This window comes from Streptomyces sp. NBC_00289, from assembly GCF_041435115.1.
Lineage (GTDB): Bacteria > Actinomycetota > Actinomycetes > Streptomycetales > Streptomycetaceae > Streptomyces.
Window position 1 is genome coordinate 3830615 of record NZ_CP108046.1, and the last position, 12396, is coordinate 3843010.

A 12396-nucleotide genomic window follows, 5' to 3' on the forward strand; every position below is an offset into this window, starting at 1 on the left:
GCGGGACGTAGGGCAGGAGGGCGCCGGGTCCGGCGGAGCCTGGGTGCGGGGCGGTCCTCTCAGTGTCCCCCGCGCGCGACGCGGATCCGGACGGCACGGGACGATCAGGGCGCATGACGCCAGTTCTCCGCCAGGTCGCTCCACAGGTAGGCGGTGGTCTCGACGCCCTTGAGGAGCAGGTCGAGCTCGACCTTCTCGTTCGGTGCGTGCCAGCCGTCGGACGGGACGGAGATGCCCAGGAAGAGCACGGGTGCGCCGAGGACGTCCTGGAGGTCGGCGGCCGGTCCGGAGCCGCCCTCGCGCGTGTAGCGGACGGGTTTGTCGAAGGCGCGGCCCATGGCGCGGACGAGGGACCGCAGGGCGGGGTGGTCCAGCGGCGTCAGACACGGGCGCGTGGCCGCGCCGAAGACGATCTCGGCCCGGATCCCGGCGGGCACCTGCTCGGCGGCCCAGTCCCGGACGGCCTTCTCGATGTGGTCGGGGTCCTGGCCTGCGACCAGCCGGAAGGAGAGCTTGACCATGGCGGAGGACGGGATGATCGTCTTGCTGCCGGGGCCCTGGTAGCCGCCGCCGATGCCGTTGACCTCGGCGGTGGGGCGGGCCCAGACGCGCTCCAGGGTGGTGTGCCCGGCCTCGCCCGAGGTGGCGTACGACGTGGCCGTGCGCAGCCACTGCTGCTCGTCGAAGGGCAGCTCGGCGAAGAGTTCGCGCTCGCGGTCGGTGAGCTCGACGATGCCGTCGTAGAAGCCGGGGACCGTCACGCGCGCGTGCTCGTCGTGCAGGGCGGCGACGAGGCGGGCGACCGCCGTGGCCGGATTGGGTACGGCGCCGCCGAAGGATCCGGAGTGGACGTCCTGGTCGGGGCCGTGCAGCCGGATCTCGCACTCGGCCAGGCCGCGCATGCCGGTACACACGGTGGGAGTGTCCTCGGACCACATGCCGGTGTCGGAGACGATCACGGCGTCGGCTGCGAGACGCTCGGCGTGCTCCTCGACGAGCGCCCGGAAGTGCGGGGAGCCGGACTCCTCCTCGCCTTCGACGAGCAGCTTGAGGTTGACGGCCGGGGTGGTGCGGCCGGTGGCCGCGAGGTGGGCGCGGACACCGAGTGTGTGGAAGAACACCTGGCCCTTGTCGTCGGCCGCCCCGCGCGCGTGGAGGCGATTTCCGCGGATCACGGGCTCGAAGGGGTCGCTGTCCCAGCCGTCCTCGCGGGCGGCGGGCTGCACGTCGTGGTGGCCGTAGACGAGCACGGTGGGTGCGCCGGGCCGGTCGGAGGGCCATTCGGCGAAGACGGCGGGCGCGCCCGCCGTCTCCCAGACCTCGACCGTGGTGAACCCGGTCTCCTTGAGCCGTGCGGCGAGCCAGTCGGCGCTGCGGCGTACGTCGGGCGCGTGGTCGGGCTGGGCCGACACGGACGGGATGCGCAGCCACTCGGCGAGGTCGTCGAGGAAGGCGGCGCGGTGCTGGTCGACGTACGTACGGACGGCGCTGACGGCACTGTCAACGGGATGGCTCATGGTCACGAGCCTATCGGCCCGCACCGACATCCTCGTTGGGCGGTTCGTCACACGACGGCTCCTCCAGAAGCAGTCGTTCCAGCCCGGACCGGCCCGGCAGGTCGTCCGGCCGGACGACCTCGCCACTGCGGACGTACACGAACGCGGCCGTGACCGATTCCAGTGGCACGCCCTGCTGCTCGGCCCAGGCGAGCCGGTACACGGCGAGCTGGAGCGGGTCGGCGGCGTACGTGCGGCTGGTCTTCCAGTCGACGATCTCGTACGTCGCTGCCGCGCCGTCCCCTTGTTTGTAGACGGCGTCGATACGGCCCCGTACGACGCGTCCCGCGATGGCCAGTTGGAAGGAGGTCTCGACGCGGTAGGGGGTGCGGTGGGCGTACTCGGTGCGCTCGAAGGCGTCCTTGAGCGCCTCGAGATCGCGCTCGTCGGCGATCTCCGCCTCACCGCCGGGCAGATCGTCCGGCTCCAGCATCGGAAGCGTCAGCTCTTCGAAGCGGGCCTCGACCCAGGCGTGGAAGCGGGTGCCGCGGCGGGCGGCGGGCTGCGGTGGGCGAGGCATGGGGCGGGCCAGTTCCTGCGCGAACGCGTCCGGGTCCTCGGCCAGGCGCAGCAGTTGGGAGGCGGTCAGCGAGGCGGGCAGGGGCACGTCGGTGACCTGCCGGCGCGCGCGCAGGAGCTCGCCGGTGAGGGCGTCGAGGTCGCGGTCCCAGGAGGCGAGGGTGCGGGCCTCCTCGGGGGTGAGGGGGGTGCGCTCGGGTTCCGTGGGGTGGGGACGCGCGCCCGGGGGCGTCCCCGAGTGCGCCGCGGCGTCCGGGGGCGTTGCCTGGTGCGGGACGGTCGGGCGGTCCGTGGTCCAGGTGTCCCAGTCGGCCGGGTCGCCGTCTGGGAAGGCGTCCTCCTCGGCGGCTGCCTCGTCGTCCGGAGGTGGCAGGGGCCAGTCCGGGGCGTCGTAGGTGTCCGGGTCGTGCGTGGCCGCGGGAGGGTCGTCCGGGTGGGAGGCGAGGTGTTCCAGGTGGGCGAGGACCGTCTCGGCGGCCGCCCGGCGCCGGACCAGGGCCGCCTCGTCCAGCGGCAGGGGCCACACCTCGTCGGCGGTCTGCCGGTGCAGGGCCGGGTTCTCCTCCTCCTCGGCGGGTTCGTCGGCCCACGCCTCGATCTCGCCGTGTCCGGCGGCGCAGTGGTCGTGGAGTGCCTGCAGGAAGTCGGACGGTCCGCGGGGCTTCTTCTGGCTCGGGCCCCACCAGTGGCCGGAGCCGAGGAGCAGGGAGCGCGGGCGGGTGAAGGTGACGTAGCCGAGCCGGAGTTCCTCGGTGTGCTGGTGCTCCTTCATGGCCTCGTGGAAGGCCTTCAGGCCGCGGGAGTCCCAGGATTCGACGTCGGGCAGGGTGGCGGTGTCGCCGCGCAGTTCGTGCGGCAGCACCTTGCCCTGGGACGTCCACTTCTCACGGCCCTGGGTGCTGGGGAACGTGCCCGTGACCAGGCCGGGAACGGCCACCACATCCCACTCCAGGCCCTTGGACCTGTGCGCGGTGAGCACCTTCACGGTGTTCTCGCCGCCGGGGAGGGCGTTGTCGAGGCCCTTCTCGTACTGGGCGGCGGTACGCAGGAAGCCCAGGAAGGCCAGCAGGGTCGCCTCGCCGTCACCCGCCGCGAACGAGGCGGCGACGTCCAGGAAGTTCGACAGGGTCTCGCGGCGGCGGGCGGCCAGGGCGTGCGGGGACGCCGAGAGCTCCACCTCGAGGCCGGTGACGGCCAGGACGCGGTGCAGGACGTCCATCAGGGGATCGGAGAGCGAGCGGCGCAGGTCGCGCAGTTCGGTGGCCAGGCGCGCGAAGCGCACGCGCGCGTCCGGTGAGAAGGGCAGTCCGTCGTCGTCCCCACGGCCGTCGAACGGTGTCTCCAGGAAGGTGTCGAGTGCGTCCGCGAGGGAGATCACCTCGGACGGATCGACGCCCTCGACGGCCTCGGCGAGCCGACGGTCCGGGTCGTCGTCGCCGCCCACGCGCGCGTGGGACACCAGAAGCCTGGCGCGGCGTCCCAGGAGGGCGAGGTCACGCGGGCCGATGCGCCAGCGGGGGCCGGTCAGCAGGCGGACCAGCGAGGCGTTGGCGCCGGGGTCCTGGAGGACCTCGCAGACGGCGACGAGGTCGGCGACCTCCGGCAGGTGCAGCAGTCCCGAGAGACCGACCACCTCCACGGGGACGTCCCGGGCGACGAGCGCGCCCTGGATCTCGGCGAAGTCGGTCGCCGTACGGCACAGGACGGCGATCTCGGCGGGTGCCTTCCCGGTGTTCACCAGGTGGGCGATGGAGTCGGCGAGCCAGCCGATCTCCTCGCCGTGGGTGGGCAGCAGGGCGCAACGCACCATGCCGTCGCGTTCGGCGCCGGGGGCCGGGCGGAGGGCCTCCACGCCCGCGTGCATGGCGCGCAGCGGCTCCGCCAGGCCGTTGGCGAGGTCGAGCAGCCGGCCACCGCTGCGTCGGTTCTCGCTGAGTGCCTGGCGGGCGGCGGGGCGACCGTCGGCGTGGGCGAAGTGCTCGGGGAAGTCGTCGAGGTTGGCGACCGAGGCGCCGCGCCAGCCGTAGATCGCCTGGCAGGGGTCGCCGACGGCGGTCACCGGGTGGCCGGTGCCGCCGCCGAACAGGCCGGCGAGCAGGATGCGCTGGGCCACCGACGTGTCCTGGTACTCGTCGAGCAGGACGACGCGGAACTCCTCGCGCAGGATGTCGCCGACCTCGGGGCGGGTGCGGGCGAGGGTTGCCGACAGGGCGATCTGGTCGCCGAAGTCGAGCAGGTCGCGGTCCCGTTTGGCGGCGCGGTAGCGGACCACGAGCTCGGCGAGTTCACGACGGGCGGCGGCCGTGTCGGGGACCTTGCGCAGGTCGGCGTTGGTGAGTTTGGCGCCCTCCAGATCGCGCAGCAGTCCGGCGTCGTACGCGCGCAGGTCCTCGGGTCGTACGAGGTGCTCGGACAGTTCGGCGTCGAGGGTGAGCAGGTCGCTGACCAGGTCCGCGAAGGAGCGGGTCAGGGCCGGGTAGGGTCCGGGCGCTTCGCGCAGTACGCGGGCCGCGAGCTGGTAGCGGGTGGCGTCGGCGAGCAGGCGGGCCGTGGGCTCGAGCCCGATGCGCAGGCCGTGGTCGGTCAGCAGGCGGCCCGCGAAGGCGTGATAGGTGGAGATCACCGGCTCGCCGGGCGGGTTGTCCGGGTCGATGACGTCCGGGTCGGTGACGCCGGCCCTGACCAGCGCCTTGCGGACGCGCTCGGCGAGTTCACCGGCGGCCTTGTTGGTGAAGGTGAGACCGAGCACCTGTTCCGGGGCGACCCGACCGGTGCCGACCAGCCAGACCACGCGGGCCGCCATCACCGTCGTCTTGCCCGACCCGGCTCCGGCCACGATCACCTGCGGGGCCGGCGGCGCGGTGATGCAGGCCGTCTGCTCCGGGGTGAACGGGATACCGAGGAGCTCCTTGAGCTGATCGGGATGGGTGATACGGGCGGGCATGTCGCAGAGGCTAGCGGCGACCACTGACAGCGGCGGACCGATCGGCCGCCGGGCGGGAGGAAACGCTGGTCAACACACGTGGTGCGGTCCATCACACAGGTGCTGCGGATCCACGCGCCCTCCAGGGGCGCGTCGTCCGAGCACGCGCTGCCCGGGACGTCTCACTCCACGACGTGGCGTCCCTCGGGGCGTGCGCCGCACGAGGCCCGGAAGGCGCAGTGGGTGCAGTGCTGGCCCACGCTCGGCGTGAACCGTTCGTCGAGGACCTTGCCGGCGGCCGTGGCCAGCAGGTCGCCGGCCCACTCCCCCGCCTCTCCGTCGATCGGCTCCTGCGCCTGCACCTTGGGCAACGCCTCGCCGCCGTCACGCCGGGCGGCGCCCTGGCGCAGCTGGACGAGTTCGGCGCCGCCCGGTTCGGGACGTACACCGTCGAAGAGCTCGTCGACGGCGCCCTCGCGGACGGCGAGCTGGTAGACGGCGAGCTGTGGGTGGCGGGCCACCTCGGCCGCGCTGGGGGCCTGTTTGCCGGTCTTGAAGTCGACGACGTAGGCGCGGCCCTCGGCGTCGGCCTCGACGCGGTCCATCGAGCCGCGGATGCGCACCTCGAAGTCGCCCGCCTCGAGGGTGACGTCGAAGCCGTGCTCGCCTGCCACCGGCGTCCGCCCGCCGCGGGCCCCACCGGAGTCGACGTGCCACTTCAGGAAGCGTTCGAGGGCCACGCGCGCGTTGTCCTTCTCCTGCGCCGACTTCCAGGGCGCGTCGAAGGCGAGGGCGTTCCACACGGAGTCGAGGCGTTCCATGAGGACGGCGAGGTCGGCCGGGGTGTGTCCGGAGGCGACCTCGTCGGCGAGGACGTGCACGACGTTGCCGAAGCCCTGGGCGACCGTGGCGGGCGCGTCGGCCTTCACCTCGCGGCCCAGGAACCACTGGAGGGCGCAGGTGTTGGCGAGCTGGTCGAGGGCGCTGCCGGAGAGCACGACGGGCTGATCGCGGTCGCGCAGCGGCACCTTGTTCTCGGTCGACTCGAACATGCCCCACCAGCGGTAGGGGTGCGCGGCGGGGACCAGCGGGCGGCCGTCCTCGTCGGCGAGTGCCGCCAGCCGGGCCAGGCGACGGGCGGCCGCCTCCCTGAGAGGGTCGGACACGCGCGGGTCGACCGTCGTGGCGCGCAGTTCTGCCACGAGGGCCGCGACGGACAGCGGGCGGCGCGGCCGGCCTGTGACGTCCTTCGGTTCGACGCCGAGTTCGGTGAGGAAGCGGGAGGGCTGGTCGCCGTCGTCCGCGGGTGCCTTCACGGCGGTCACGACCAGGCGCTCACGCGCGCGCGTGGCGGCCACGTAGAAGAGTCGGCGCTCCTCGGCGAGCAGCGCGCCCGGGGTGAGCGGTTCGGCGAGGCCGTCGCGGCCGATGCGGTCGGCTTCCAGCAGGGAGCCGCGGCGGCGCAGGTCCGGCCACAGTCCCTCCTGGACACCCGCGACGACGACCAGGCGCCATTCCAGGCCCTTGGAGCGGTGCGCGGTCATCAGACGGACGGCGTCGGGGCGTACCGCGCGCCGGGTGAGGGTGTCGGCGGCGATGTCCTCCGCCTCGATCTCCTCCAGGAAGTTGAGTGCGCCCCGGCCGCCGGTGCGTTCCTCCGCGCGGGCCGCGGTGGCGAACAGCGCGCACACGGCGTCCAGGTCGCGGTCGGCGTTGCGGCCCGCCGCGCCGCCGCGCCGCGCCGCGCGTTCCAGTCGCGTGGGCCAGGGCGTGCCCTGCCACAGGTCCCAGAGCGCCTCCTCGGCCGTGCCGCCGCCCGCGAGACGCTCACGGGCCTTCCTGAGCAGCACGCCGAGGCGCTGGGCACCGCGCGCGTACGTGGGGTCGTGCGCGACCAGGCGCTCCGGCTCGGCGAGCGCGCGCGCGAGGAGGTCGTCCGAGGGCGGTGGGAGGGGGTTGCCCGCGGCCCGCTCCTCGTCGCGCAGGGCGCGGCCGAGGCGGCGAAGGTCGGCGGCGTCCATGCCGGCCAGGGGTGAGGAGAGCAGGGTCAGCGCGGTCTCGGTGTCCAGCCAGGAGGTCCGGGGCGCCGGCTCATGGACGCCGGACTCGGCTTCCGCCCCGACCTGAGCACCGTCGGCGTCCTCGCGGGGCCGCGCCTGGTGGACGCCGTCCTCGTCGGTGCCGTCCTCGTCGACGCCGCCCTCGTCGGTGCCGTCCTCGTCGGTGCCGCCCTCGTCGGTGCCGCCCTCGTCGACCGCCCGTACGACGTCGTCCTCCGTGGCCTCCACGGCATCGGCGTCGCCCGCCGCCCGGCCGCCGTCAGCGGTCCTCTCCGGGCGTGCCGACGCCTCGGCCCTGGCCACGGTCCGCAGTGCCGTCAGCAACGGCGCCACCGCCGGTTCGTGGCGCAGGGGCAGGTCGTCGCCGTCGATGTCCAGGGGGACGCCGGCCGCGGTCAGGGCACGGCGGACCGTGGGGATCGTGCGGGATCCGGCGCGTACCAGGACGGCCATCTCGCGCCAGGGGACACCGTCCTCCAGGTGCGCCCGGCGCAGGATGTCGGCGATGTTGTCCAGTTCGGTGCCCGGTGTCGGGTAGGTGAAGACCTCGACGCGGCCTCCGTCCCGGACCGGCGCGAGGTTCCGGTGGGCGCGCACCTTCTCGGCCGGGAGCCGGGTCAGTGGCATGCGCTGGGTCAGCAGCCGGGTCGCGGTCAGCACGCCGGCACCGGAGCGGCGGGAGGTCCTGAGGACCTCGACGGGGGCCGGACGGCCGTCCACGCGCGGGAAGGCGTCCGGGAAGTCGAGGATGCCGTTCACGTCCGCGCCCCGGAACGCGTAGATCGACTGGTCGGGGTCGCCGAAGGCGACCAGGGTGCGGCCACCGCCGGCGAGTGCGTGCAGGAGCCGTACCTGAGCCGGGTCGGTGTCCTGGTACTCGTCGACGAAGACGGCGTCGTACTGCGCGGCGAGCCGCTCGGCGACCTCGGGGCGACGGGCGAGGAGCACCGCGCGGTGGACGAGTTCGGCGTAGTCGAGGACGCCCTGCATGTCGAGCACGTCGAGGTACTCGGCGAGGAAGGCGGCCGCGGCCCGCCAGTCGGGGCGGCCGATACGGCGGGCGAAGGCGTCCAGGGCTCCGGGGCCCAGGCCCAGTTCACGGCTGCGGGCGAGGACCGCGCGGACCTCGTCGGCGAATCCGCGGGTGGTCAGGCAGGCGCGCAGGTCGTCCGGCCAGCGCACGTGCGCGAGGCCGAGTCGCTCCAGGTCGGGCTGGCCCGCGAGGAGTCCGCGGACGGTGACGTCCTGTTCGGGTCCGGACAGCAGCCGCAGCGGCTCGACGAACAGGGCGGCGTCCTGGTGGGCGCGGACCAGGGCGTAGCAGAAGGAGTGGAACGTGGTCGCGCGGGGAGCGCGGGCCGCCCCCGTGCGCAACGCCATGCGGTCGCGCAGTTCGACGGCCGCCCTGCGGCTGAACGTCAGCACAAGGATGCGCGCGGGGTCCGCGCCCCGGGCGATCCGCGCCGCCACCGACTCGACGAGCGTGGTGGTCTTTCCGGTGCCCGGACCTGCGAGCACGAGCATCGGACCGGACACGTGCTCAACCACGGTGCGCTGTGCGGCGTCCAGACGAGGGGGATTCACAGGAGTCGGCGGGGTACGTACCAGCCGGTAAGCGCCACGGTTCCCCCGTCGCACCGCGGGGTGCGACGGGCGCCTGGTGGAGGAAGAGGAGCTCACGTGGTTCGCCGGTCCTGGTGGGTGTGCGATCTGTCACTGCCGGCGCGGAGCGCCGTCGTCGAAGAGTGGTGGTCGGGTCACGAGCGGGCCGGCCACCGTGCGTGGAGGGCGGTGGCCGCGGGGTGAGAGAGACACGTGCAGCCGACGCTACGCCGCCGGATCGTGCGGAAGCAGCGCTTCCTCTTCTTCCCCCGCGACGCTCACGACACATGCGTCCCTCGCCCCACGAACGTACGTCATGCCACGGTCGTGCCCCGATTCCCCCGTACGGATCACGGGGTGCCCCTGGGACCGTCGGATGGCGGAAGCTGTCAGGTGTGACCCTCCGCGCGTTCGCCGCCGTCCCACCGCGCCCGTGGCATGTCCAGCCGCGGCACATGGCCCTCGGCGGCCCGGCTCGCCTGCTTCAGGGGCGTGCCCTCGGCCCGGTAGTGGGCGAGCGCCCGCAGTTCGTGGCCCGGCAGCAGGACGCCGTCCGCCCGGACCACGCGCCACCACGCGACGGCGGCCCCGTAGAGGGCCATCACGCGGCCGACCTGGCGGGGGCCGCCCTCCGCGAGCCACTCGGCGACGTCCCCGTACGTCATGACGCGTCCCGGCGGAATCAGCTCGGCCACCTCGAGCACCCGCTCGGCATACTCCGGCAGGGCGTCCGCACGGTCCGGGTGGGTGTCCGCATACCCCTCGCGGGCGTCCACGTGCTCCTCGCGGGCGTCCCGCGGAAGGCTCTCCTCGCTCATCCGCCCCATCCTGCCCCACCCCACCGACAGCGTGACGCCGTCGCCACTGTGCGTACTCCTCGCCCCCGAGCGGCGCTTCGGGCAGACTGTGCGCCCCCGCATTTGCACCCTGATGCCCCCCTGTGTCGGTGGGGCATGCCACCATCGTGCGGGCGGTGACCGGTGATACGAGATCAAGAAGAGACGATGAAGCAGCAGGGCGCGCAGCAGCCCGAGGGCGCTGAAAGCACCTCTGACGCTTCGTCGCGCCCGGACGCCGGCCGTGCCGACGAGACGGCCGCCGACCAGATCGCGTGCGAGGAGACGACGCACGTCGAGGAGGTCGAGGGCGACGAACCGCTGCTCCCCGCGCGCGTGCACCGCCCGTCCGACCTGATGCGGCTCATGGTCGGTGTGCTGGCCGTCGTGCTGCTCCTCGCGATCGCCGCGTTCGCGCACGGCACCACCTCGGGCCTCGAACAGGACATCAACAAGGGCACCGGGCAGGCGCCCGACCTCCTGATCAAGATCGCCGGCCTGGCGTCCAGCATCGCCATCCTCCTGGTGCCGGTCGCGTTCGCGATCGAACGGCTGATCAAACGCGACGGTCTGCGGATCGCCGACGGAGTCCTCGCCGCGGTCCTCGCGCACGGAGTGACGCTCGCCACCGACCTGTGGGTCGCGAAGGGCGCCCCCGGCTCGATCCAGGAAGCACTCACCCAGCCCTCGCCCGGCGACATACACGCCCTCACCGATCCGGTGCACGGCTATCTGGCTCCCGTCATCGCCTACATGACGGCCGTCGGCATGTCCCGCCGACCGCGCTGGCGCTCGGTGCTGTGGGTCGTACTGCTCCTCGACGCGTTCTCGATGCTCGTGACCGGCTACACGACACCGTTCTCGATCATCCTGACGGTGCTGATCGGCTGGACCGTCGCCTACGGAACGCTGTACGCGGTCGGCTCCCCCAACGTCCGTCCCACCGGACGAACCCTGATCGCCGGTCTGCGGACCGTCGGCTTCCACCCCGTCAGCGCGGCCCGCGAGGAGGTGCCGGAAACCCCGGAGACCGGCGACCGGGGGCGGCGCTACTTCGTGACGCTCGAGGACGGTCCACCGCTGGACGTGACCGTCGTCGACCGCGAACAGCAGGCACAGGGCTTCTTCTACCGGACGTGGCGCAACCTGACACTCCGCGGCTTCGCCACCCGCAGCAGCCTGCAGTCGCTGCGTCAGGCACTGGAACAGGAAGCGCTCCTGGCGTACGCGGCCATCGCGGCCGGTGCCAACGCCCCCAAGCTGATCGCGACCTCCGAGCTGGGCCCCGACGCCGTCATGCTCGTCTACGAGCACACCGGCGGGCGCACCCTCGACTCCCTGCCGGACGAGGCCATCACCGACGATCTGCTGCGCGACACCTGGCACCAGGTGAGGGCGCTCCAGTCGCGGCGCATCGCGCACCGCAGGCTGGTCGGCGACGCGATTCTGGTGGATCGTTCCGGCACGGTGATTCTCACCGACCTGCGGGTCGGCGAGATCGCGACCGGCGACCTGCTGCTGCGCATGGACGTCTCCCAGCTGCTGGTGACACTCGGCCTGCGGGTGGGCGCGGAGCGCGCGGTCGCCTCGGCGGTCAGCATGCTCGGCCCCGACGCCGTGGCCGACTGCCTGCCGATGCTGCAGCCCATCGCCCTGAGCCGCTCCACGCGCGCGACGCTGCGGAAACTGGCCCGGGAGCGGGGGCAGCGCGAGCGCGAGGCGGTCCTGGAGGCGTCGCGGCTGGCCAAGCAGGCCCGACTGGACGCGGGCGAGGACGCCGCCGGTCCCGTCGTACTCGAAAAGCCCGGCAAGAAGGCCGTACGCGCGGAGCAGCGGGCCGAGAAGCGTGCCATCGACGAGGCCCTGGACGGGGCACGCGAGGAGGATCTGCTGACCCAGATCCGCCACGAGGTACTGCTGATCAGGCCGCAGGCGCCGGTCGAGCCGGCCCGCCTGGAGCGGGTGCGGCCGCGCACGCTGCTCAGTTTCATCGCCGGTGCCATCGGTGCGTACTTCCTGCTGACGCAGCTCACCCACATCGAGTTCGGCCCGCTGATGGCCAACGCGGAGTGGGGCTGGGTCGCCGCGGCCGTGCTGTTCTCGGCCCTCAGCTATTTCGCGGCGGCGATGGCCCTACTGGGCTTCGTGCCCGAGCGGGTGCCGTTCCTGCGGACCGTGGCGGCACAGGTCGCCGGGTCCTTCGTGAAGATCGTCGCACCGGCCGCGGTGGGCGGTGTCGCCCTCAACACGCGCTTCCTGCAGCGCTCGGGGGTACGGCCCGGGCTCGCGGTGGCGAGCGTCGGCGCGTCCCAGCTGTTCGGTCTCGGCTGCCACATCCTGATGCTTCTGTCGTTCGGCTACCTGACCGGCACCGAGAAGACACCGTCGCTGTCGCCCTCCCGGACGGTCATCGCGGGTCTGCTGACGGTGGCGGTGCTCGTGCTCGTGGTGACCTCGGTGCCGTTCCTGCGGAAGTTCGTCGTCACGCGCGTGAGGTCACTGTTCGCCGGTGTCGTGCCGCGCATGCTGGACGTGCTGCAGCGGCCCCAGAAGCTGGTCACCGGGGTCGGCGGCATGCTCCTGCTGACCGCCTGCTTCGTGATGTGTCTGGACGCGTCGATCCGCGCCTTCGGCGACGAGTCGACCTCGCTCAGCATCGCCAGCGTCGCGGTGGTCTTCCTCGCCGGCAACGCGCTCGGCTCGGCCGCCCCGACCCCGGGCGGGGTGGGCGCGGTCGAAGCGACCCTGACGGTCGGTCTGATCGCCGTGGGCCTTCCCAAGGAGGTCGCCGCTCCGGCGGTGCTGCTGTTCCGCCTGTTGACACTGTGGCTGCCGGTTCTGCCCGGCTGGCTCGCCTTCAACCATCTGTCACGCAAGGGCTCGCTGTAGTACGACGTTCG

The 12396-nt window shown here is 73.2% G+C and carries 5 protein-coding genes; 1 reads left to right on the plus strand and 4 read right to left on the minus strand.

The window, feature by feature from the left end:
- Positions 1-104: 104 nt before the first annotated feature.
- The 4 genes from OG985_RS17375 to OG985_RS17390 form a co-directional block, all read right to left on the minus strand.
- Positions 105-1517: a dipeptidase gene (locus tag OG985_RS17375; RefSeq protein WP_371669251.1), complete on the minus strand. Its 1413-nt coding sequence runs from the start codon at positions 1515-1517 to the stop codon at positions 105-107.
- A 10-nt stretch (positions 1518-1527) separates the two neighbouring features.
- A complete protein-coding gene (locus tag OG985_RS17380; RefSeq protein ID WP_371669252.1) occupies positions 1528-5019 on the minus strand; it encodes a UvrD-helicase domain-containing protein in 3492 nt (1163 codons plus the stop codon).
- Between the two features lie 161 nt (positions 5020-5180).
- Positions 5181-8738, minus strand: a complete 3558-nt coding sequence (locus OG985_RS17385) for an ATP-dependent helicase (protein ID WP_371669253.1) — start codon at positions 8736-8738, stop codon at positions 5181-5183.
- 311 nt (positions 8739-9049) lie between these two features.
- Positions 9050-9478 (minus strand): MGMT family protein, encoded by a 429-nt coding sequence (locus OG985_RS17390; RefSeq protein ID WP_371669254.1) that lies wholly within the window; start codon positions 9476-9478, stop codon positions 9050-9052.
- Positions 9479-9664: 186 nt separating this feature from the next.
- Here OG985_RS17390 and OG985_RS17395 point away from each other — a divergent pair, with 186 nt between their 5' ends.
- A complete protein-coding gene (locus OG985_RS17395; protein WP_371669255.1) occupies positions 9665-12385 on the plus strand; it encodes a lysylphosphatidylglycerol synthase domain-containing protein in 2721 nt (906 codons plus the stop codon).
- Positions 12386-12396: the final 11 nt, after the last annotated feature.